The 21,947-nt window shown below is 66.7% G+C and carries 16 protein-coding genes and 1 tRNA gene; 9 read left to right on the top strand and 8 right to left on the bottom strand.

Annotation, left to right across the window (positions count from 1 at the left end):
* Window positions 1-16: 16 nt before the first annotated feature.
* The gene (locus ABFX29_RS12340) at window positions 17-1,222 is read right to left on the bottom strand and encodes a phosphoribosyltransferase-like protein (RefSeq protein ID WP_152229031.1); all 1,206 of its coding nucleotides are present in this window, start codon (window positions 1,220-1,222) and stop codon (window positions 17-19) included.
* Window positions 1,223-1,696: 474 nt separating this feature from the next.
* Between ABFX29_RS12340 and ABFX29_RS12335 the strand changes: the two genes are divergently transcribed.
* The 3 genes from ABFX29_RS12335 to ABFX29_RS12325 are packed head-to-tail and all read left to right on the top strand — an operon-like array spanning window position 1,697 to window position 7,232.
* Complete coding sequence (locus ABFX29_RS12335; protein ID WP_152229032.1) at window positions 1,697-3,163, top strand: DUF3375 domain-containing protein; 1,467 nt, start codon at window positions 1,697-1,699, stop codon at window positions 3,161-3,163.
* A complete protein-coding gene (locus ABFX29_RS12330; RefSeq protein ID WP_152229033.1) occupies window positions 3,160-3,912 on the top strand; it encodes a DUF4194 domain-containing protein in 753 nt (250 codons plus the stop codon). The genes ABFX29_RS12335 and ABFX29_RS12330 overlap by 4 nt, the downstream gene beginning before the upstream one ends.
* Entirely contained in the window at window positions 3,909-7,232 is a 3,324-nt protein-coding gene (locus ABFX29_RS12325; RefSeq protein ID WP_152229034.1) for an ATP-binding protein, read from the top strand. Before ABFX29_RS12330 ends, ABFX29_RS12325 begins: the two co-directional genes overlap by 4 nt.
* Before the next feature lie 22 nt (window positions 7,233-7,254).
* Here ABFX29_RS12325 and ABFX29_RS12320 read toward each other — a convergent pair whose 3' ends face one another.
* Window positions 7,255-8,217: a DUF2332 domain-containing protein gene (locus ABFX29_RS12320; RefSeq protein WP_152229035.1), complete on the bottom strand. Its 963-nt coding sequence runs from the start codon at window positions 8,215-8,217 to the stop codon at window positions 7,255-7,257.
* Between the two features lie 387 nt (window positions 8,218-8,604).
* Here ABFX29_RS12320 and ABFX29_RS12315 point away from each other — a divergent pair, with 387 nt between their 5' ends.
* Together ABFX29_RS12315 and ABFX29_RS12310 are read left to right on the top strand one after the other, a co-directional pair.
* Window positions 8,605-9,531: an oxygenase MpaB family protein gene (locus ABFX29_RS12315; protein WP_152229036.1), complete on the top strand. Its 927-nt coding sequence runs from the start codon at window positions 8,605-8,607 to the stop codon at window positions 9,529-9,531.
* A 776-nt stretch (window positions 9,532-10,307) separates the two neighbouring features.
* Entirely contained in the window at window positions 10,308-10,997 is a 690-nt protein-coding gene (locus ABFX29_RS12310) for a DsbA family protein (RefSeq protein WP_152229037.1), read from the top strand.
* Between the two features lie 82 nt (window positions 10,998-11,079).
* Here the strand turns inward: ABFX29_RS12310 and ABFX29_RS12305 are convergent, their stop codons facing one another.
* Genes ABFX29_RS12305 through ABFX29_RS12295 form a run of 3 tightly spaced genes read right to left on the bottom strand, consistent with a single transcriptional unit; the run spans window position 11,080 to window position 14,875 of the window.
* The gene (locus ABFX29_RS12305; RefSeq protein ID WP_152229038.1) at window positions 11,080-12,318 is read right to left on the bottom strand and encodes a beta-ketoacyl-[acyl-carrier-protein] synthase family protein; all 1,239 of its coding nucleotides are present in this window, start codon (window positions 12,316-12,318) and stop codon (window positions 11,080-11,082) included.
* An 8-nt stretch (window positions 12,319-12,326) separates the two neighbouring features.
* Window positions 12,327-13,985: a class I adenylate-forming enzyme family protein gene (locus tag ABFX29_RS12300; RefSeq protein ID WP_152229039.1), complete on the bottom strand. Its 1,659-nt coding sequence runs from the start codon at window positions 13,983-13,985 to the stop codon at window positions 12,327-12,329.
* Window positions 13,986-14,002: 17 nt separating this feature from the next.
* Window positions 14,003-14,875, bottom strand: coding sequence for an SDR family oxidoreductase (locus tag ABFX29_RS12295; RefSeq protein ID WP_246167670.1), 873 nt, complete (start codon window positions 14,873-14,875; stop codon window positions 14,003-14,005).
* Between the two features lie 270 nt (window positions 14,876-15,145).
* Between ABFX29_RS12295 and ABFX29_RS12290 the strand changes: the two genes are divergently transcribed.
* The gene (locus ABFX29_RS12290; RefSeq protein WP_152229040.1) at window positions 15,146-15,505 is read left to right on the top strand and encodes a cupin domain-containing protein; all 360 of its coding nucleotides are present in this window, start codon (window positions 15,146-15,148) and stop codon (window positions 15,503-15,505) included.
* Between the two features lie 83 nt (window positions 15,506-15,588).
* Window positions 15,589-16,185: a TetR/AcrR family transcriptional regulator gene (locus tag ABFX29_RS12285; RefSeq protein WP_152229041.1), complete on the top strand. Its 597-nt coding sequence runs from the start codon at window positions 15,589-15,591 to the stop codon at window positions 16,183-16,185.
* Between the two features lie 83 nt (window positions 16,186-16,268).
* On the opposite strand, the gene ABFX29_RS12280 is transcribed toward ABFX29_RS12285, so the two are convergent.
* Both ABFX29_RS12280 and ABFX29_RS12275 read right to left on the bottom strand, forming a co-directional pair.
* Complete coding sequence (locus tag ABFX29_RS12280) at window positions 16,269-16,913, bottom strand: response regulator (RefSeq protein WP_152229042.1); 645 nt, start codon at window positions 16,911-16,913, stop codon at window positions 16,269-16,271.
* A complete protein-coding gene (locus tag ABFX29_RS12275; protein ID WP_152229043.1) occupies window positions 16,901-18,361 on the bottom strand; it encodes a sensor histidine kinase in 1,461 nt (486 codons plus the stop codon). Before ABFX29_RS12275 ends, ABFX29_RS12280 begins: the two co-directional genes overlap by 13 nt.
* A 143-nt stretch (window positions 18,362-18,504) precedes the next feature.
* Here ABFX29_RS12275 and ABFX29_RS12270 point away from each other — a divergent pair, with 143 nt between their 5' ends.
* Both ABFX29_RS12270 and ABFX29_RS12265 read left to right on the top strand, forming a co-directional pair.
* Complete coding sequence (locus ABFX29_RS12270) at window positions 18,505-19,260, top strand: ABC transporter ATP-binding protein (RefSeq protein WP_152229044.1); 756 nt, start codon at window positions 18,505-18,507, stop codon at window positions 19,258-19,260.
* Window position 19,261: 1 nt separating this feature from the next.
* The gene (locus tag ABFX29_RS12265; protein ID WP_152229045.1) at window positions 19,262-21,730 is read left to right on the top strand and encodes an ABC transporter permease; all 2,469 of its coding nucleotides are present in this window, start codon (window positions 19,262-19,264) and stop codon (window positions 21,728-21,730) included.
* A gap of 65 nt (window positions 21,731-21,795) precedes the next feature.
* On the opposite strand, the gene ABFX29_RS12260 is transcribed toward ABFX29_RS12265, so the two are convergent.
* Window positions 21,796-21,883: transfer RNA gene (locus ABFX29_RS12260), tRNA-Ser, on the bottom strand.
* Window positions 21,884-21,947 lie beyond the last annotated feature (64 nt).

Genomic DNA, 21,947 nt, shown 5'->3' with positions numbered 1-21,947 from the left:
AGCAAGTGACCCCTCCTCAACTCCTATAGCGAGGATAGTATGGAGAAGGGTCGGGGGTGAGCAACGCCGGAGTCCGGCGTGGCTTCCGGCGGTGGGATGCTAGCGCCCTGAATCCAGCCGACGAGGGTCTTCCTTGGGCATCAATCAACTGCAGACGTTCGAGAGAAACCAAAATTGCTCTTACGGCTGGTAGGTGTATGCCGAGAGCCAGGGCTAGTTGCTCCTCAGTGCGAGGCAGGAGGCCGAGCATAATCATATGCGTTTGCCATGGACGATCGATGTGCCCGTCTCGATGACGTGCTGCGAGCCGAACTTGTCCCGCATCGAAAAGTTGCTGGGGAATATTGACGCCCGGAACATGGCTCCCAATTTCGTCTGAGAGACTCGTTGACACTGAACGACCGTCGAAGAAGGGTTCCCATCTTTTAGATCTTTTAATAAGGATGGCCGGAAGGTTGTTAGGTACTGAGAACGAACTTGCGAATAATCCCCCACTATCCCGGTATCCAAGTGGGGGCCATATCTTTCCGCGCTTTGCATAGACACGGCACACTTCCAGGACCTTTGCTCCAAGATAGGAGTTTTCTATTTCTCTAATGCTCGGGGCAATCTCCGTAACTTTAGTAAAATTTATATATGGGCTAGCCTCGACTGCACTTTTCCCAGCGGATGTTGCAGCGTACGCGACGACACCAATTTGAAGCCACTTAAACGATCGCCAACTGCTAATTGTTCGGTTGCGGCACCACGTTTCGACGTAATCCAAAACTTGTTGACCTGATCCGATGTAGTCAGTTACACATAAAAGGGTGTGGACCTTAGATGTCCTCATTCCCTCAAGGGTTAGCGGCGCGGAGAAAATAGCCGCGGAGGGAGATGCGTTGCGGACTTCGCGTACGAGCTGCGCCACCAAGGCTTCACTGCCTGGGTTGTTTGCGATTGGCTGCGCGGGGTTGAACCCGCTGAAGGTAGTTAGTTCTGCATCATCATCAGCACCCTCTTCGCGGATCATGTCTTCTGAAGATATAATTGGAACGAGGGCTACCGGAAAACGTTCTTGATGATCCACAAGTAATTCTTCAATCGAACGTCGTATGCCGGTGATTACTTCGCCGCCTTGTAAAAATCGCACGCCATCCAGTAACGCCATGGCGGCTGCTTGATCATCTACCTCGAATTGCTTCAACCATTCTGCAGCACGACGGGTCTTAGATAATTCCATAGGTGCTCCTACTGCGGGAAAAATTGCTACGTTGGTTCCCTCCATAGGCTAGCTGAAACTCACTATCGCCGTTCGATTTGGGACCGGCGCGACGGTATCAATCAGGACCACGTCGGTGTTGTTTTCATCTGGCGAAAGCAACCGTTTTCGAGGTCCCGGATGGGGTCCCCACCGCCGCTTCTGGTCCGGACACTAGTTCACCGTTTGCTGACGGCAGCGATTGAAGAAGCTCGAAGTACCTCGATGGCGACCGGATGAGAACTTCATGCCCGCGGCAGACAGCCCTCCAAGATCCCGAGAATGGGGCACCCGAAGAAGCGGATGACAGCGTATACAGAGAGTAGTGCAAGCGCCCGGCGCTCACCTTCCGTCCCAACGTCGGTCCACCCCTCGCCGATACCTCCGTCCCTCCCCCACCTCAGCTAAAATCAGACAGGCCCGTTTTACCCCTTCGTTCCGGGCGGAAAGCGCAGCATGTCCTTCACAGAAAACGCCGTAGCCCGCTGGGCGGAGCTGCAGCGGCTACAGGCCTCGCCCGGCTGGAAACTCACCAACGCGAACCCCTGGGTCCTGGCCCTGTTCCGCGAGGCCTTCACCCGCACTCGCCCGCGCATCCCCTTGGACGAATTCCACAGCCTCACCGACTCCTTCCTGCAGCAGCTCAGGCTCAACGGGCAGAGTCTGCGTGAAGACTGGACCGGCAAGAACTACGCCGATGACTGGGTGGCGCGCCGCTTCCTGGCACGCCCCCGCGCAGACGGACGCTTCGTCTACGAGCTCACCGAACCCGCCGTCCGGTTCCTCTCCTACCTGGACGGCTTCACCGGGGACACCACCAGCCTCAACTCCTCCCGCCTGAACACGCTTCTCTCCAGCGTGGAAACCCTGGCGCACGAATCCAACCCGGACCCCGAAGCACGCATCGCTGTCCTCGAAGAAGAGATCGCCCGCCGCGAAGACCTCATCCGGTCCCTCCGCGCCGGCGACGCTCCCCCGCCCCTGGACGACGACACCGCCGTCGAAGCCGCCCGCGACATCCTGGACCTCGCCGCCGCACTGCCCGCCGACTTCAAGCGCATGCGCGACGGCCTCGAAAAGATGCTGCACACCCTGCGCCAGGAAATGGTCGAATCGCAGGCCTCCAAGGGTCTGACCATGGGCGAGATCCTCGAAGCGGACAAGCGCCTGCGCAGCACCAGCGAAGGCCGCACCTATGAGGGCTTCACCGCCTTCCTGAACGACGCCGACCAGCAGGGACGCTTCCGGCACGCCATCGCGCAGGTCCTGGAACGCGACTTCGCGGACGCCATGACACCCGGCGACCGGCAGGCCCTGTACCGGATGATCAGCGACATGCGCGAGCAGGCCGCCGAAATCCAGCGGATCTACGGCCGGCTCTCCGAATCCCTGCACACCTACGTCCAGAGCGACGAGTACCGGGAATCGGTCCAGCTGCGCAAACTCATCCGCGCCGCCGAAACTGCCATCCACAAGGCACCGCGCGGACGCCGCCGCGCCGCCGTTGTGCCCGCACCCCGGCTCTACGCGTCCGCGTTCGAGTCGCTCAGCATGATCCGCACCTACGACCCCGCCGACCACGCCGCACCCCGGAAGCTGCCCGAACCGCCGTCGTTCACCGAAGCGGACATCCACCGCGCCGCCCGCACACCCAAGGCCGACCGCCGCGTCCTGCGCGACGCAATCATCCGGGTCGGGAGCCGCCGCGGCCGCGCCACCGTCGCGGATATCTTCGCCGAACTGCCCGCCGAACACCGCCACCTCAACAGCATCCGCGCGCTCCTCGCCTCCGCCGCCCCCACCGGGGACAGCAACGGAACGACGACGGCGGCAGCCAGCGAAACTATCCCCTTCCTCCAGATCGACGGCAGTTCCCGCACCGCAGTGCTGCCCGTCCTCACCGTCGCCGAAAGCAAGTCATGACCGAAAACCCCACCACTGAAGACTTTGACGAGCAGCTGGAAGAGCTAGAGGAATACCTGCAGCCCCGCGACGTCCTGATCGACGGTCCGGAACTGTTCCCCGGTGACACCGGCACCCTGCCCCTGAAGCTCCGCCAGGCCCTCATCCGGCTGCTGCGCGGCCCGTACCTGGACGCCAACTCCTCGGACAACGTGTACAACACCGTGGTGGATAACCAGGAGCAGCTGCGCGTGCGGCTGAGTGAACTGTTCCTGGAACTGGTGGTGGACGAGGACCACAAGGTCGCCCTGCTGCGCCCAGTGGAAATGGCCGAACCGCACACCACCGCCCTGCAGCGCCAGCGCGAAATGACCCGCGAGGAAACCCTGCTGCTGCTGCGCATGCGCCTGGTCCTGGACCGCCACTCGGGCACCGGCAACGACGCCACCATCGCCCGCCAGGACATCATCGACGTCCTGGAGCAGTACGTGGACCCGCAGGCGCATGACGCCAAGGGCGTGGAAGACCTGGCCGACGCCGCCATCCGCAAGCTCGTCACCGAACGCCGCCTGCTGCTGCCCACCGAACTGGACGACGTCTGGGTCATCTCCAACGCGCTGCCGCTGGCCCTGCCGTACGAGCACATCGGGGACATCATCACCTTCATGAACTCGCTGACCGAAACCCCGGCGGAGCTAGAGACGGCTGACGAACCGCCCGCCGCAGACGCGGTTACTGAAACAGAGCACGACGGCGAGGAGCCGGCATGAGCATCGAAACCACCCTTCCCATGGGGGACCTGATCAACCCCGGCCAGAACCGTCTTTCCCGGATCCAGATCGTGAACTGGGGAACGTTCGACGGCGCGCACACCATCCACGTGGACCGCGCCGGCACGCTACTTACCGGTGACTCCGGCGTCGGTAAGTCCACCATCTTCGACGCGATCCTGCAGGTCATGGACGCCCGGCCCAAGATGAACGAGGCAGCGCAGAACAACGGCGGCACCGCGGCCGAGGAAAAGCGCACCGCGTTCTCCTACATGCGCGGCCGGCTCGGCACCCAGGGCATGGAAGCCGGCGACGGCACCGCCTACCAGCGCCCCGGCGCCACCTGGTCCGCCGTCTGCCTCACCTTCGACAACGGACTGGGCCAGATCACCAGCCTCTCCGTGCTGATGGATCTGCCCGCGACCGGCACCGAACACCACGTCGGCCGGTTCTACGCCGTGCACAACCGTCCACTGGACATCACCTCCCTCGAAACCGGCATGCGCGGCCGGTTCACCAAGGGTGCCCTTGAATCCCTGCTGCCGGGCGCGCAGATCTTCGATTCGCACAAACTCTTCGCCGAGCGGTACCGCACCGCCCTGGGTGTGGAGGACGAGAAGGCGTTCGGCCTGCTGCGCATTCTGCAGACCGGCAAGGGCCTGGGCGGCACGGTCAACGACTTCTTCCGCAACCACGTCCTGGACACCCCCAAAACCCTCACCGCCGCCGACGAGGCCGTGGAGGACTTCAGCCACCTGCGCAGCATCCGCCGTCAGCTCGAACGTGCCCGCCAGCAGCGCGACCACCTGGCCAACGTCCCGGACCAGCACCGCCTGTTCCTCACCACCAAGGCCGAACTGGACCGCGTCCGAGCCCTCACCGCCGACGGCCTGCCCGCCTACCGCCGTCGTCTGGCGCTGGCCAGCCACGAACGCGACGTCGACCGCCTCACCTCCGCCGCCGCCACCGGCCGCGAGGCGCTGAAGGCCGCCGAGAAGCAGCGCACCAAGCTCAAGAAGCAGGTCGCCGAGCTCACCGCCCGCTACACGCAGGAGGGCGGCGGCGCGATCGCCACCCTGGAACGCGAAGTCGCCGCAGCACAGGCGCAGCTGGTTTCCCGTGAAACCGTAGAGAACGCGTTCCGCGCCGACCTGCGCGCCGCCGGCATCGACACGGACCTCTCCCCCGCCGGGCTGGTCACCGCCCGCAGCCGCGCCAATGAGCTGATCAAGACCCTGAACGCCGACGTCGACGCCGCCCGGGAGCGCAGCTCCGACGCGCACGGCGAGGCGTGGGCGCTGAAGGGTTCCATCGCGAAGCTTGAAACCGAGATCGCGTCCTTCCGCCGCCGGCGCAGCAACATCCGCCCGGAAAGCCTGGAGCAGCGCGCCCGGATCTGCGAAGCCACCGGCATCGACGAGGCCGAGATGCCCTTCGCCGGCGAACTGATCGATGTCCCGGCTGAACACGCGCAGTGGCGTGCCGCCGCCGAACGGGTGCTCCGCCCGCTCTCCACCGCCCTGCTGGTTCCCGGCGAGCACATGGCCGCCGTCACCCGTTACCTCAGCGAAACCAACCTCCGCGGTTTCCTGCGCTGCATCGACGTCAGCATTCCCGTGGACGGTCCGTCTGAACCCGGCCCGCGTGACCTGATCACCAAGCTCAGCACCTACGACTCCGCCATGGGCGACTGGGTGGCCCGGAAGATCACCGCGCACTACGACTTCGAGTGCGTCGAGAACCCGGACGAGCTCGCCAAGGTGTCCCGCGGCGTCAGCCTGGGCGGTGCCGTAAAGCGCAACTCCTCCACCACGGAGAAGGACGACCGGCACACCAAGGCCTCGGACAACGTGCTTGGGTTCGACAACAAGGACAAGATCGCCGCCCTGGCCGGTGAGCTGCTGGCCCTGCGTGCCAGTTTCGAAGAGGCCGACGTCGTCTCCCGCAAGCACGCCTCGGAGCAGGACGACCTGATCCGCCGGCTCGCCGCCGTCCGCAAGGTCGCCGCGGACACCCGCGAATTCGAGGAGATCAGCGCCGAGGAACACCGCGCCGCGGTGACTGCCGCCGTCGAGCGCCTTGAATCCGCACGCGATGCCAACGCGGACCTGGAGCAGATCCGCTTCGAGCTGGACACCGCGGAGCTGGACCTCACCGCTGCGACCGAGAAGATCGGTGTGCTCAAGGGCGATCTGGCCCGGCTCGAGGCCGAGCTCACCGCCGCCGCCGAACGCCGGGACACGCTGGCCGGCCGCGGACCGGATGCCCTGGCCGAGGACCTGCGCACCCAGCTCGATGAGCTGTTCGCCCCCTTCGGCGAGATCACCGACGTCGTGCACCTGAACGACGCCGCCGGGCACGTGGAGCGTAACCTGCTCACCGAGGCCGCGCGGTTGGATAAGACGCTGCTGGAGACCCGCACCCGGCTGGAGCGCACCTTCGAGACGTACAGCGAGAAGTGGGGTTCGGACTTCGGCACGGGCGTGGACTCGGCCGAGGAGTACGTGCACCGGTACGAGGACATTGTCACCGAGGGCCTGCCGCAGCACGAGTCGGAGTTCCGCGAGTACTTCAACAACCGCACCTACGAGCGGTTCAGCGACCTGCTGCAGCTGCTCGACGAGGAACGCCGCAGCATCTCCGCGCGCCTGCTGCCGCTGAACTCCGTGCTGCGCCGCGTGCCGTACCACGTGGACAGCCACCTGGAGATCGAGGTCAAGACCACCGTTCCGGACGACGCGCACAAGTTCCGCATGGAGCTGAAGAACGCACTGCCGATGATGGGCGTGCGGCAGGACAAGGCGGACATGGACGCCCGGTACGCCGCGCTTGAGGGCCTGGTGGAGAAGCTGAAGGACCCGCAGGAGCGCCGCTGGCGGGCCGAGGTCCTGGACGTCCGCGCGCACGTGACCATCACCTGCACCAACAAGCTTGCGAACGGGCAGTCGTTCACCAACCTGCAGGCGTCGCTGATGTCCGGCGGTGAGGGGCAGCGGTTCACGGCGTTCATTATGGCCTCCGCGCTGGCGTACCAGCTGGGCATTGTGTCCCAGGGCTTCAGCACCTACGGCACGGTGATGATGGATGAGGCGTTCGTGAAGTCCTCGCTGTCCTTCGCGGAGGCGTCCATCAACGCACTGCACGAGTTCGGCTTCCAGCTGCTGCTCGCCGCTCCGGAGGACAAGGTGGATCTGTCCCGGTTCCTGGGCTCGGTCACCGAGATCCTGCGCGACGACGCCGCCAACCGGTCCGGCACGCTGGAGCGGGTTCCGGTGGGGTCTTCTGGGGGTTCGCGGGCTGTGGATATTCTGCTGCGGTAGCGGGCCTTGGCTTTGCGCGCGGTCAGAGCGCTTCGTAGCTCTGGCCGTGCGGCCCGGTGAAGGCTTGGGGAACACCGGCCAAGGACAGGACCAGCCGTCCTTCCGCGCCGCGGGGAAGCTGGTCCTTGACCGCGGGCAGGACGCCTTCGCCTTCGTTGCTGATCCAGGTGACGTCGAGTCCCTGCACCAGGTCCACGAACCGCTTCCGGTGGTCGGGTTCGAGGTACGGCAGCACAGCGCTGTGGAAGACGACGACGGTCGCGTCCTTGGGCGCCTTGTCCACCAGCTGCGGGATTTCCTCCACGATGTCGCCCCGGACCAGGTGCGGCGGGTCTTCGGCAGCGACCTTCGCCACTGCCCGAAGCCGGTCGCGGCGTTCCTCATGTTCCGGCCAGACCAGGGTTTCCAGCCACGCCATGTCCTCGAAGTCTTGGACATCCAAAGGGTTCAGGTCGATCCCCGCCCGCCATACGACGTCGGGCAGGCGTTCCGGAACCGCAGTCCCGGTAAGCGTGCAGGGCAACTCGACCGTGCTGGAGCCAGCTGCGGGATGCACGAGCTGTTCGCCGTCGTCGGCCTGGTAACGGTAGCTGTACCGGTCGGGATAGAGGCAGAATCCGGCGGAGGCCCCGGCTTCGATCAGTGCTACCGGTCCTTCGATCCGGCTGAGCAGCGGCAGCAGGACTGCGCACCGGCCCGCTTCATTGGTCTGGGTCATCCGTGACTGGATGATGGGTTCGACGGCGGACCACCGGGCCAGCAGCCACTCCCGGAACTCCGGATACCGGGCCAGCGGAGCACCTGCCAGGCGTGCTGCGGCGAAGACCAGGTTCGGCTGTCGCTTGGGCCTCGGAAGCGATTCGATCAGCGCCAGCACGGCGTCGTCGTCTGCAATGGACGCCGCCCACTCCTCGTAGAGCGGCGAGACGCCCCGCGCTTCGACTGCCGCGAACCGTTCGTAGCCTGCTGCTGTAGCTGTTGTCATGGCCCCACCCTAGGGGAATCGTTTCGGTGGGCCGGGCACTCGCGGCCCGTACCGCCGTCGTTATCCTGTGGGGCAATAACGATCGCTATGAACGGCTCGGAAGGACGGTACTGCGACACAAGATTGTCCCTGCCCGCCAAAGCAGCGTTATTGCGACACAGGGACGGCGCGCCCGGCCTGCAGGCGACGATCTTCGGCCCGACTACTACTGACAAACGACGGTTCCGCGGCTTATCGTTCTGGGCACCCGGGGCAGGAGCTTGGGAACAGTCTTGGACTCGGGGGAATTCAGATGCAAACGTCCCGCTGCTCATCGCACTGATCAACTAGTCATTCGTCTGCCCGCCCGTCCTGACTCCTCCCAGCCGACAGGCTCATACTGGGACGATGGGCAAGCTTCTTGAATCCTGGCGCCGCCAGCTGGTCGGCACGTTCAGCAACAACTCAGAGACCATTCCAGAGTGGGAACTGGAGCTCGCCAATGGCACCGACCGCGGCTACTACGGACCGGGATCCGCAGTGTGGGCGGTCCACGGATCCATGACCACGATCATCGCCGGCATCCGCGCCCTGCTGCTCCAGGCACTGCACCCGGGCGCGATGGCCGGAGTCCGCGACTACTCCAACTACAAGGAAGACCCGCTAGGCCGGCTCGCCGGAACCATCCGCTGGATCTTCACCGTCACCTACGGGGATACGACGGCGGCACGCAGCGCCTCGAACTGGGTGCTGCGCCTGCACGAACGGGTTCAAGGCACCTACGAGGACGCTTCCGGGACGGAACGGCCGTACTCAGCGAACGACCCCGAGCTCGCCCGCTGGGTACATCTCGCGTTCACCGATGCCTTCCTCACCTCCCACATCGAGTTCGGCGGACCCATCCCGGGCGGACCGGACCAGTACGTCGCCGAGTGGGCGACCGCAGGTGAACTGATGCAGATCAACAACCCGCCAAGGGACCTGGCCGGGCTGCGCAAACAGATGGCCGCGTTCGACCCCGAACTGCGATCCAGCCCGACCGTCGAGGAAGTGGTGAAGTTCCTGCGCCGCCCTCCCCTGCCCCGCAACCAGATGATCGGCTACCGCGTCCTCTTCGCCGGCGCCGTCGCCTCCCTGGAACCCCGGCACCGCGAAATGCTCGGCCTCCGCGAACCGCATCTCGGTCCGTTCAAGCTGCCGGTGCACGGCCCGGTGAAACTCGTGCTGCGGGTTATCCGGTTCGGGCTTGGGGATATGGGCCCGTCGGAACGTTCCGCACGCGAGCGCATTGCCCGCCTGGCCCGGGAAAGCGACGAGGACCGGCGTCCTGCCTGATCCCCGCACCATCGGTGCCGTCGACCCGTGCGCGGCCAGGTGCTGCGAGCGCCGCCCGCTTACGACGTCGGACCCCCGCTTGGGTGGCCAACTCTCGGGGAGATAACGTCGCTTAGCCCCCGCGCTGGCACAACCGTCGGGGAGATAGCGTCGCTTAGCCCCGTCCACCCCCCCCTGGGACAACCTTCGGGGAGATACCGTCGTTTAGCCCCCGCACTGGCACAACCTTCGGGGAGATACCGTCGTTAAGCCCCCTCCTAGACCAACCCTCGGGGAGATCACGTCCCTATAAGGCTGTCAGAGCAGCGTTATCTCCCCGAGGGTTAAGGGGAAACACCCCTAAAGAGCGTTATCTCCCCGAAGGTTGACGCGCAGGGCCAGACCCCGGGCGCCCGACGGCGCTTCCCGCCTGCGTCCTCGGCCCGCCGCGGAGCTTCCCGACGGCGTGCGCCCCGGTGCCCACGCCCAGCGCCCACGCCCCGACGCCACCCGCTCAGCGCCCATCCGCCCAGCGCCCACGCCCCGGCGCCACCCGCCCCAGCGCCCATCCGCCCAGCGCCCACGCCCCGGCGCCACCCGCCCCAGCGCCCACCAGCGCCAGCCGACCCGCGTCCCCAACACCTCCAGTAACCCCGGCCACAATGCCGCTGGACCAAGATCACGCAGCAACCGGCTTCCAGTCCCCTGCACGCCGGTGGAAACATTAAAAGGACAGCAACTGCAATCAGTACCTTGCGCGCCAGAGCTGCGCGCCTCCTCAACCCAGGAAAGGAACTATGCGCAGGGTTGTACCCTCATTAGTCATTGCCGGGCTGCTGGTTAGCGGCGGAATCGTCTCCTGCGGCACGTCCGCAGAATCCCCCGCGGAGTCCCCCTCCGCATCAACCTCCCCCAGCGCCCCAGCGGAATTCTCGATCCCGGCAGACCAGCAGGACAAGCTCGTCCCCGCTGACGCCCGAACCATCACCGACCCGGCAGATCCACAGGCCACGCTGGTCCTCTTCACCGATTACCAGTGCCCCTACTGCGCCATGATGGACACGCTCATCCAGCAGGCCAAGGCGGATTACGGCGACCAGGTGCAGATCGTGGTGCGGAACTACCCGCTGCCCAAGCACCAGAACGCGGAGCCGTCCGCCCGCGCAGTGGAAGCCGCGGCCGAACAGGGTGCCATGGAGCAGATGGCTGCCAAGGTCTTCGAGCACCAGCAGGACTGGAAGACCGAGTCCAACGTCGACGACATCTTCGCCGGCTACGCCGAAGAACTCGGCCTGGACATGGAGCAGTTCGAAGCCGACTACAACTCCGACGCCATCAAGGACCGTGTAGCCCGGGACCTGCAGGATGCTCAGGACCTCTCGATCCAGCACACCCCGACGCTGCTCCTGAACGGCAAGGAAATCCAGTTCGAGTCCGGAGCCTACAGCGAGATCCAGGAACAGCTCGACGCCGCCCTCGGCCGCTAACAGCCTTCACCGAGATTACAGAAACTGCACGTTAGAGGGCCTCTATCGTGCAGTTTCTGTCATCTCGCGGAGGGGGTAAGACCTAAACCCGACCGAACGCCACCACACAGTTCTGCCCGCCGAACCCAAATGCATTGGTCACGGCATACTGCACGTCCTGCTCCCGAGCGGTGTTGGGCACATAGTCCAGGTCGCACTCCGGGTCCGGGGTCGAATAGTTGATCGTCGGCGGAATGACTCCCTCAACAATCGACATGGCACACAGCAGCGACGCCAGCGTACCCGCGGCTCCAATCAGGTGACCGGTCATGGACTTCGGCGCAGTCACCGCCAGGGACCCGGCATGGTCCCCGAACACCGAGTGCAGCGCCAACGTCTCCGTCCGGTCATTGGCCTTCGTCGATGTGCCGTGCGCACAGACCAGATCCACATCTGCCGGGTCCAACCGGGCCTGCGCCAGCGTTCGGGAAATCGCCTCCGCGGCGTACTTTCCGCTCGGTTCCGGCGCCACAATGTGGAACGCGTCGGACGTCATCGCCCCGCCCAGCACCTCGGCATACACCCGGGCGCCGCGGGCACGAGCATGGCTCAGCGTCTCCATCACGCACACCACCGCACCCTCGCCGAACACAAACCCGTCCCGCTCGGCGTCGAACGGGCGCGATGCCTCCTGCGGCACGTCATTGCTCCGCGAGAGGCCGCGCATGGTGGTCAGCCCTGCGAACATCACCGGCGTGATGGCGGCGTCGGTTCCACCGGCAATTACGACGTCGGCGTCCCCCGCCAGCAGCGTGCGCCGCGCCTCCAGCAGGGCGTGCGTTCCGCTGGCACAGGCGAGCGCGCTGGCATTCACCGGACCGTGCACGGCGAGGTCGATCGCGACTTCGCAGGCCGGCATGTTGGTGAGCGACGACGCCACGAAACTCGGGCTGACCGGCCGGATCCCCTCGGCGTCGAACAGCCGCGTGGCATCCTGAATTTCCGGATAGCCGGACACCGCACTGTTGATAACGACGGCGGCGTCGAGCTCCTCCAGCGTGGTGCCGAAACCGGCGTCGGCCGCTGCTTCCCGGGCCGCCGCAACGGCGAGTTGCGACGCACGCGATGACCGGTTGATCCGCTTTACCGGCAGCCAGGCCGCGGGGTCGAAGCCCTTCACCTCGGCGGCGATCCGGGTGGGGAACTCCGAAGCGTCGAAGGCGGTAATCCGGTCCACGCCGGACTTGCCTTCCTTGAGCGCCTCCCAGGTCAGCGGCCAGGATCCGCCGAGCGGAGTCTGCGCCCCCATCCCCGTGATGACCACCCGCCGCTGCGCATCCATACTGTCCCTCACTCCCTCGCCACCGCGGCGCCCGGAGCAATCAGCCGCCCGGCACCCAGGTCCTCCACAGCTGTTTCGGCCAGTTTGAAGTGCATCTTCTTGCCGGTGGCAGTCAGCGGCACCGAGTTCACGAACCGGTAGGCGCGCGGGCGCTTATAGTCGGCCAGGCCGGGATGGGACAGGCAGAACTCCTCCAGCGCATCCGCCGTCGCATCCTCACTGCGCGGCACCACGTACGCCACCACGCGCTGCCCCCACTGCGGATCCGGGACACCGACCACCACTGAATCCAGCACCTCAGGATGTTCCGCGAGCACTCCCTCGACCTGCACGGGGTGGATGTTCTCGCCGCCGGAAATGATCATGTCGTCCTTGCGGCCCAGAATCGTCACAAAGCCGTCCTCATCCCAGGTGGCCATGTCCCCGGGATACAGCCACCCCTCGAAGAACTTCTCCTCCTCCACACCCGGCAGATTCACGTAGCTGTACCCTGCCTTCGGCGAGCGCATGATCACTTCCCCGGCCTCGGTGCCATCCTGGGCGGCCAGCTCATCCGGTCGCCCTCGCCGGTCCGGGAAGACCTTGACGACGGCGACGTCGTCATCCGTGCAGGACCGCCCCGCGGTCCCGGCCCGGGCGGGCAGGTCCTCGGGGCGCAGGAACGTGTTCCAGAACGCTTCGGTGGTGCCGTAGCCATTGAAGATCCGCGGGGTCAGCAGCTCCTGGTACCGCAGCGCGGCGGCCCGGTCCAGCGGAGCTCCCATGGTCACAATGCCCTTGAGCGTGGAGATGTCCCGCGGCTGCTTCTCCTGCTCAGCGGCGATCATCTCCAGCGTGGTGGGCGCGCCGATCAGGAACGTCAGCCCGTACTCCCCCACCCAGTCCAGCACTGTGGAGGGATTGAAGCTGCGCAGCGGCACTACTCCTGCACCGATGTAGAAGGACGGATTCGGTCCACCCGAGTGCAGCCCGCCGCGGTGGAACCAGGGCGTCATGTTCAGGGTGCGGTCCTGCGGGCTGAGCGGGAAGTGCATGATCACGTCGTGCGCGCTCATCAGTTCCGCCAGCGAGGGAAGGGACACGCCCTTGGGCATGCCGGTGGTCCCGGAAGTGTAGAGCCGGGTGGTCTCGTCGTAGGCGGAGTAGTCCGCCGGCAGGTCCGGGACCTTCCCCGCGGCTCCCTGCAGCGCGGCGTCGAAGTTCTCCCACCCGTCCGGCAGGTCGGCCTCCCCCACCACCAGGACCTGCGGCGAGGTGCCGGACAGCTCCAGGGCCTTTGCCGCGGACGCTGCGCATTCGGCGTCGACAATGAACACCGCCGGGTCGCTGTCCCGCAGGATGTGCGCGGTTTCCCCCGGAGCGAGCCGGTAGTTGATGGGCACGCTGACCGCGCCCAGCCGGTGGGTGGCCAGGTAAAGCAGGGTGAATTCGACGCCGTTGAAGAGCTGGTACATCACCCGGTCCCCGGCGCCCACGCCCCGTTCGGCGAGCATCGCGGCGCAGCGGTCGACGTCGGCGCCGAGCTGGGCGTAGGTCCATTGGCGTCCGGTGGGCGGGTCAATCATGGCGACGGCGCTGCCGTACCGGGCAACGTTGCGCCGGAATCCGGCACCATAGGTCATCTGGGATTCGAAGTAGTCCTTGAACCGCCCTGCATCGTACGGCATGGGGTCCTGTCCTTTCGTCAGTCTTCCGCCTGCGGCCGCCGTGGGCGTTCGGGAAGGGCTACGGGTTCTGTGGTGTCGCTGAAGAACGGCGGGGCGATGACGGACAGGCCGCCGTCCACCGCCAGGGACTGCCCGGTGATGTACTCGGCTCCCGGGGAGAGCAGGAAGTCCACGGTAGCCGCCATTTCGTCCACGGTTCCAGGGCGCCGTTTCGGGATGCGGGAAATGACGCTGTCCATCGGGGCCATACCGTCCATGGCGTAGAAGTACTCCAGCGAATCGGAGTCGATCAGCCCGCCGTTCACGGCGTTGACGTTGATCCCGTAGCCGGCGAACTCCACGGCCATAAACCGCACGAAGGACTCGACGGCGGCCTTGTAGGAGCCCAGCGCCGCGTAGGTGGGGAAGGCCCGCACGCTGCCGTAAGAAGTCAGCGCAACGATCCTGCCGCCGTCGTCCATCAGTTTCACTGCCTCCTGCGCGCCGAGCACAAAGGGCCGCACATTCACGGCGTAGGCCCGGTCCAGGTGGTGGGTCTTCAGGTCCACCACCTTCTTGAAGGCAGCCGCGGCGGCGTTGTTCACGAAGTAGTCCAGGCGCCCGTACTCCGCGGCCGCGGCGTCGAACAGCCGGACGATGTCCTCGGGGTTTTCGATGTCCGCCTGCACTGCCAGCCCGCCGCCGCCCAGCCGCTGCAGCTCAGCCACCGTTTCCTTGGCCAGGTCCGCATTCTTCCGGTAGCCAACCACTACCTGCGCGCCCTGGCCCGCGAGCCGCTCGGCCACCCGCCGGCCGATGCCGCGGGACGCACCGGTGACCAGGGCGATTTTGCCTTCGTACTGGCGGGCTTGGCCGGGACTGGACTGTTCGGGCTCTGCAGGCTGTTCCACGGGCAACCTTCCGCACCGTGAACCCGGCGCCGGCATCTCGAAGTTCGGGCTATGGCCCCCGGACGGGTGTCCGGAATCCGGGCGGGCGCGTCCCATGCCGGTGCTCCCGGCTTGTCGGCGGACCCCCTTGGTCCGTAAATCGTTATCCCGTGCCGGTGCTGCGTCAAGGGTGCACGGCGCGTAACGAAGTTGGCGGCACAGCAACGACTCACTACCTTGAGAAAACCAATATTTGAATATTGGTTTTTGGAGACTACCCGAGGAGCCCGCATGGCAATCGTCCGCAGCATCGCCCAGGTTGAAGAGTCCGAGAAGGAAGTGGAGCCCCTCGCGCTTCCGCTGGCGGACCCGCTGGGCGCGGAGATCGAGACCAAGACCTACAACCTGTTCTCCACCGAGGAGGAAACAATCCACGCGGGCACGTGGGAAACCGCCGTCGGCCTGTCCCGGTGGGACTTCTCCGACGGCGGCGAGGTCATCTACGTCCTCGGCGGCCGCATGACTGTCCAGCGCGACGGCGAGGATCCGAAGGAAGTGGGGCCGGGCGATCTGGCGGTCTTCCCCAAGGGCTGGGCCGGCACCTGGAACGTGACCGAGCCGCTGTCCAAGGTCTACGTCATGTACAGCTAGGCGCTGCGAAATCCGGAGCGGACGCGGGTCCGTAAAGTTGTGGAGGGCGGCTGCACCTTAGCCCGCCCAGGATGGAGTAACGGATGGCCCGCGGCAAAGAGCTGAAGAAGCGCGCGATCCTCGCCGCCGCCCTCGAGTGCATCTCGAAGAGCGGCTACGAGGCAACCCGGCTTCGCGACGTCAGCGACGCCGCGGGGGTGTCCATCGGCATCATCCAGCACTACTTTGGGACCCGCGAACGGCTCCTGGGCGAAGCGCTCGGCTTCGCCAGCGGCGAGCTGGTGGAACACTTCGCTTCCCTCGACGGCAAACTTGGTCCGTGGGACCAGCTGCGCGGCATGATCGGCGTGGTCTGCGGCATGCCCAGCCTGCACGGCCGCGGGCTGCTGTGGCTGGAGATGTCCAGCCTGGCCCGCCGCCACCCCGAGCTGCGCGAGCGCCTGGACAGTGTTTACGAGCTGTGGGACGCCCACATCCGTGCCGCTGTGCAGCGCGGAGCCGCTGACGGCTCCCTCGGCGTCGAACCCGATTCCGTGGATGACCTGACGGCCATCTTCCTGGCCTTCTTTGACGGCTACGAATACGAAATCGCATCCTCCCTGGTCCCGGATGATCCCGCCGTCCTGGAACGCCGCGCCCTGCTGCTGGCCGAGCGGCTGTTCCGGCCGGCTAGGGTGTAACGGCCCCCACTCATCGAAAGAGCAGTTACGGCTCTTTAGCGGGCTGAAAAGAGCCGTAACTGTCCTCTCGATGGATAAGGGGATCAGGAACGCAGGTAGGCGAGAGTTGCGAGGACGCGGCGGTGTCCGGTGTCCGACGGCGCCAGGCCAAGTTTCGCGAAGATGTTGCCGATGTGCTTGCTCACGGCGGTTTCAGAGACCGAAATGGCCTGCGCGATGGCGGTGTTCCCCAGTCCCTCGGCCACGAGCCCCAGGACTTCGAACTCCCGCGGCGTCAGGGACCGGATGGGGTCCTGGCTGCTGCGCCGGCTGAAGAGCTGGGCGATGACTTCGGGGTCCATGACGGTTCCGCCGCCAGCCACCCGGTGCAGCGCATCGACGAAGTCCCCCACCTTGCCAACCCGTTCCTTGAGCAGGTACCCCACACCCTGGGCGCCGGAGCCGAGCAGCCGGCTGGCGTACCTGTCCTCCACATAAGCGGAAAGGACCAGCACGGGGAAGTCCGGTACCCGGGACCGAAGTTCAAGCGCCGCCCGCAGGCCTTCGTTTGTAAAGGTGGGAGGCATGCGAACATCCAGCACCGCGGTGTCGGCCGTGCCCGGTTCAAAGGCCGCAAGGAGGTCATCCGCGTTGTCCCAGGACCCGGCAACCTCGAACCCTTCGCCCTTCAGCAGCAGCTCCAGGCCCGCGCGCAGCAGGGCATCATCTTCGGCAATCAGAACGCGCACGGCAGTTCCACTCTCACTTTCGTCGGTCCTCCGGCGGGGCTGGTGAGCACCAGCCTCCCGCCAAACGCGGCAGCACGCCGCGCGATTCCGGCCAGCCCGGTGCCCGACCCGCCGTCAACAGTACCGACGTCGACGGCGACCGGCCCTGAGGCGGTCCCGGCCGCGGTCACGGTCGCGGTCGCGACGGCAGGCTCGGCTCCGGCCTCAGCGTCCGCGGACCCGGCACCAGGAGCGGCCACCGTCCCGGCGGCAGGCCCGGCGGCGGTCCCGGCACCAGCGGCTGAACCCGTTCCGGCTCCCCCGCCCGCCGGGGACACAGTTGCTCCGCCGCGGCCGTCATCGGTCACTTCGACCACCAGCACGTCCTCCCGCGGCGTCGAATCGGTGCGCAGCACCACCTGGATCCGGGAGGCACCGGAATGCTTGGCAGCGTTGGTCAGCGCTTCGGCCAGGACAAAATACGCCGCGGATTCAACCGCTGCCGGCGCCCGCAGCAGGCCGTCCACGTCCAGGCTGCAGGGAATGGGAGACCTGCTGGTCAGTGCCGAAGCCGCTCCGCCAAGTCCTAGCTCGTCCAGCACGGGCGGATAAATGTCATGCACGGCCGCACGGAGTCCGGCCAGGGCCTCCGACGCAGCATCCTGCGCCCGCTCGAGAAACGGCACAGCCGCCGCTGGATCCGTCTCGGCGGCACGCTGTGCCAGCCCCAGCATCATGACCACTCCCACCAGCCGGTTCTGTGCGCCGTCGTGCAGTTCCCGTTCAATCCTCCGCAGCTCGGCGGCATGGGCGGCGAGGGCACTCGCGCGGGCTGCGGAGAGGTCCTGGATCCGGCGGGAGAGTTCGTCGTAGCGCCGCGGGGAGAGGATCGCGAGTGTTCCCTCGCTGAGCCGGCGGGCCATCCACGGCAGCAGCAGCCAGGCCAGGACGGCGTAAGCCAGGCCGAGCAGCATGCCCAGGAACGCAGCCGGCCAGCTGGTGATGGTGATCGTCATTTCCAGCGGAGCATCCGCCGGAAACAGCATCCATAGCGGAGACACCAGCAGGTACAGCAACGCTCCGACGGGCAGTGCAATGGCCAGCGCACCCGCCAGCAGGGCAAACGCAGCATGGAATAGCAGCCAGGACAGATCCCGCTTGGTTTCCGGCGCCGTCACGAGCGATGCGAGCTCCCCAAAGGAATACCGCCCGCGCAGGCGCCGGCGGTCAAAGGGAATGACTGCCCCGGCAAATCCGGCAGCCCTCCCCTGCGCGCGTGCCGCCAGCAGGTCCAGCGTGCCGAGCACGGCGGGAAGCGCGTAGAGGCCAATACCCAGGGACAGGAAGGGCAGCAGCACGATTCCGGCCACCAGGATTCCCAGCGAAGCCAGCCAGTACACGCCCTCGCGCAGCAGGAAGACCGCATCTGCGGCGCGGGCCCGCAGGCCGGCTTGGGTTGGCCATCTCATTTGCTCGATTATGCCGGAGCATCCGGTGCCTGTCGGTATAGCCAGCTACACCATGAACTGGGCTGCTGGCTGTATCGGAACCGATTCCTCCGCTGCGTAGCGTCGAAACCAGTTATCCAGCCACCGTTCAAAGGACACCGCCCATGTACTCCGACTCGACCCAATTCAACGGCCCGGCAGCCCTCGAGCTGACCGGCGTCTCCAAAAGCTACCGCTCAGGCAGCACCGCCGTCGCGGCCCTCCGCGGCGTATCGCTGGCGGTGCCGGCCGGTACCTTCACCGCAGTAATGGGCCCGTCCGGGTCCGGCAAGAGCACGCTGCTGCAGGCCGCGGCAGGCCTGGACGTGCCCGACGCCGGTCAGGTGCGGTTGGGCGGCACGGAGATATCCCGGCTGCGGGGCAAGACGCTCACGCGGTTCCGGCGGGACCATGTGGGCTTCGTTTTCCAGTCCTACAACCTGCTGCCGCAGCTCTCGGTGACGGCCAACGTGACGCTGCCGCTGCTGCTGGCCGGACGCGGAACGGACAGTGCCTGGCTGGCGTACGTGCTCGACGCCGTCGGGCTGGACGGCCTGGGCGAGCGTAAACCGCAGGAGCTCTCCGGCGGACAGCAGCAGCGTGCCGCTATTGCCCGGGCGCTGATCACCCGTCCGGACGTGGTCTTCGCCGATGAACCGACCGGCGCCCTGGACTCGGGCACTGCCCGCCAGGTCCTGGACCTGCTGCGGCATACCGTGTCCGCCCTGAACCAGACCGTGGTGATGGTGACCCACGACCCGGTGGCAGCCAGCTACGCGGACACCGTGGTGTTCCTCGCCGACGGACGCATCGACGGCAGCATGGACGGCGCCTCCGCCCGGGACGTCAGTGACCGCATGGCCTACCTCGGAGGGAACTGACATGCTCACCCTTGCCAAGGCATCCATCCGTCACCACCGCGGCGGGTTCGCCGGTGTGTTCATCGCCGTGTTCCTGTGCGCTGCGCTCATCACTGCCATGGGCGTTCTGATCGAATCCGGGCTGCGCGGCGGCACCGCAGCGCAGCGCCTGCAGGCGGCCGACGTCGTCGTCGGGGCTCAACAGTCCATTCCGGTTCCGGAAGACCTTCCCGCAGTCTTCCCCGAACGGGTCCTGCTGCCTGCCACGACAGTGGAGGACATAGAGGCGATCCCCGGAGTCCAGGGCGCCGTCGGCAATGTCGAGATTCCGCTGGCGACTGCCCAGGGGCAGCCCATCCTGGCTGCGGCCTGGGACTCCGCAGCCCTGGCGCCGTATAACCTCGCTGCCGGGGAAGCCCCGCAGGCTCCGGACGAGGTGGTGGTGGACCCGTCCTTCAACGCGGATCCCGGCACCCGCATAGTCCTCAGCCACGGAGGTATCCCTGCCGAGTACACGGTGTCCGGCACCGCAGTTCCGGCGGAAGGGAACCCCGGCCCGGCAGTCTTCCTAAGCAGCGCCGGTGCGGCAGCGCTGTGGCCGCACGGTGATTCGGTTGCCACGGTCGGCGTCCTCGCCGAACCCGGAACCAACCCGGACCAGCTGGCCGCTGACATCGAAGCGGCAGCCTCCGGCGTCGTCGCCTACACCGGGGACGGGCGCGGAGACGTGGAGAACCTGGGCGGAGCCGGCGCCCGGTCCATGCTGCTGCTGCTCAGCGGTTCGCTCGCCGGCATCGCCGTGATGACCGCAGTGTTTGTGACTGCCGGAACCCTCTCCCTCTCCATCCTCTCCCGGCGGCGCGAGTTCGCCATGCTGCGGGCCATCGGCGCGGGGGCAGGCCAGACCCTGGGCCTGGTAGTCCGCGAAGTCCTGCTGGTCTCCACCGCAGCGGCCGTTCTGGGAGCAGTTCCCGGATTCTGGCTGGCGGGGTTCCTCGGCGGACAGTTCACCTCCGCCGGAGTGATACCGGAAGGATTCCAGCTGGCATTCGGTCCGCTCCCCGCAGTGGGCGCCGTACTGGTCAGCGTGGCAGCCGCGGCGGGTGCCTCGCTGGTCTCCGCCCGCGGTACGGTCCGGACTGCACCCGCGACCGCCCTGCGTGAGGCGGTTACGGAGCCCGGCCGGCTGGGCCGCGGCCGCATCATCACGGGGATCTCCCTGCTGGCCGGCGGGCTTCTTGCGGCCCTGCTGCCCGCAGCGGTTCCCGGAAGTGCCGGGCTGGCGGCAGCGGCGTCGAGTATTCTGCTGCTGGTGATCGGCGCCGGCGTGCTGGGTCCTTGGATTGTGGCCGGGTCGCTGAAGCTGGCGTCTCCGATGCTGCGGCGCAGCCGGTCCGCCCCGCTGGTCCTGGCCGGAGCCGGTGCCGAGGCGTTCCCGCGGCGGCTGGCTGCCGGAATCGTTCCCCTTGCCCTGGCCCTGGCGCTCGGGTCCGTGCAGTTTTTCCTCCCCACCACCGTAGAGTCCGAAGCGCAGCGGCAGTCCCGCGACGGCGTCGTGGCCGGCTACGTAGTCAGTGCACCCGCCGGCATCTCCCCTGAGCTGGCGGACACGGTCTCCGCACTGCCCGGCGTGGAAAGCGCGACGCCGGTGGCGCACTCCGCGCTCCTCGCCCAGACGCGCTTCCTGGGCATGGACGACGGCGTGCAGCCCGTCGGAGTACAAGGCGTGGCGCCCGGAAACCTGGACGGGGCACTGGACCTTGGAGTCCGCGACGGGTCGCTGGACCGGCTGTCCGAACCCGGGACCGTGGCGGTAAGCACCGCGCTGGCGAGGGAATCCGGGCTGTCCCCCGGGGACACGTTCGGTTTCCACTTCGGTGACGGAACCGAGGCGGACGCCGTCGTCGTCGCGACCTACGAACGCGGGCTCGGTTTCGGCGACGTGACCATGGACAACGCCGCCCTCCTCCCGCACACCACCAGCGGGCTGAACACGCAGCTGCTGCTCACGGCGCCGGAAGCAGACGCCGGCGGACTGGTTTCAGCGGTCGAGGGCCTGGGCCTAACCGTCCTGGACCGCGCTGAGCTGGACGCCGCGGGGGCAGCTGAGCGCGGCGCGGAATCGTGGGTGAACGTCCTGGCCATGCTGATCCTGCTGGGCTACCTGGCAGTGTCCGTGGGTAACGCGCTGGTGATGTCCACGGCACGGCGGCGCCCCGAGATGCTGCTGCTGCGCAGGCTAGGCGCCACGAATGCGCAGCTGCGCCGCATGACCGGTGCGGAGTCGGCGCTGATGGTGGCTGCCGCCGTCGTCGTCGGTACTGTCCTTGCCCTGCCGCCGCTGATGGGAATCGCGCTGAACGTCTCCGGACAGCCGGTGCCCACCATCCAGCCGCTGGTGTACCTGGCCTTGGCGGGCGGGGCGGCGCTGCTCGGTATGGCCGCGGTGTCCGCGGCGACGAGCTCCGCCCTGCGGCCCGAGCGCAGCTGATCTGCCCGGACAAACAGAAACACCCCGGTCATGGACCGGGGCGTTTCTGGTGATGATTTCTCATCTGGCGGAGGATGGGGGATTTGAACCCCCGAGGGCGTTAACCCAACACGCGTTCCAGGCGTGCGCCATAGGCCGCTAGGCGAATCCTCCAGGCTTTGCTCGTCAAGAGCAGATATAAGACTACCGGACTTTGAACCATTTACCGAATCGGCTG

This window comes from Arthrobacter gandavensis (assembly GCF_039528575.1).
GTDB classification, from domain to species: Bacteria; Actinomycetota; Actinomycetes; order Actinomycetales; family Micrococcaceae; genus Arthrobacter_B; species Arthrobacter_B citreus_B.
The sequence above is the reverse complement of the archived record's forward strand: the minus strand, read 5'-3'. Positions and strand labels throughout refer to the sequence as shown.

Bases quoted from the DNA above. Each gene is read 5' to 3' on its own strand.
- ABFX29_RS12340 (WP_152229031.1), bottom strand. From the start codon at position 1,222: ATGGAATTATCTAAGACCCGTCGTGCTGCAGAATGGTTGAAGCAATTC.
- ABFX29_RS12275 (WP_152229043.1), bottom strand. From the start codon at position 18,361: ATGAGATGGCCAACCCAAGCCGGCCTGCGGGCCCGCGCCGCAGATGCG.
- ABFX29_RS12265 (WP_152229045.1), top strand. From the start codon at position 19,262: ATGCTCACCCTTGCCAAGGCATCCATCCGTCACCACCGCGGCGGGTTC.
- ABFX29_RS12290 (WP_152229040.1), top strand. From the start codon at position 15,146: ATGGCAATCGTCCGCAGCATCGCCCAGGTTGAAGAGTCCGAGAAGGAA.
- ABFX29_RS12285 (WP_152229041.1), top strand. From the start codon at position 15,589: ATGGCCCGCGGCAAAGAGCTGAAGAAGCGCGCGATCCTCGCCGCCGCC.
- ABFX29_RS12310 (WP_152229037.1), top strand. From the start codon at position 10,308: ATGCGCAGGGTTGTACCCTCATTAGTCATTGCCGGGCTGCTGGTTAGC.
- ABFX29_RS12330 (WP_152229033.1), top strand. From the start codon at position 3,160: ATGACCGAAAACCCCACCACTGAAGACTTTGACGAGCAGCTGGAAGAG.
- ABFX29_RS12300 (WP_152229039.1), bottom strand. From the start codon at position 13,985: ATGCCGTACGATGCAGGGCGGTTCAAGGACTACTTCGAATCCCAGATG.
- ABFX29_RS12315 (WP_152229036.1), top strand. From the start codon at position 8,605: ATGGGCAAGCTTCTTGAATCCTGGCGCCGCCAGCTGGTCGGCACGTTC.
- ABFX29_RS12335 (WP_152229032.1), top strand. From the start codon at position 1,697: ATGTCCTTCACAGAAAACGCCGTAGCCCGCTGGGCGGAGCTGCAGCGG.
- ABFX29_RS12305 (WP_152229038.1), bottom strand. From the start codon at position 12,318: ATGGATGCGCAGCGGCGGGTGGTCATCACGGGGATGGGGGCGCAGACT.
- ABFX29_RS12320 (WP_152229035.1), bottom strand. From the start codon at position 8,217: ATGACAACAGCTACAGCAGCAGGCTACGAACGGTTCGCGGCAGTCGAA.
- ABFX29_RS12325 (WP_152229034.1), top strand. From the start codon at position 3,909: ATGAGCATCGAAACCACCCTTCCCATGGGGGACCTGATCAACCCCGGC.
- ABFX29_RS12270 (WP_152229044.1), top strand. From the start codon at position 18,505: ATGTACTCCGACTCGACCCAATTCAACGGCCCGGCAGCCCTCGAGCTG.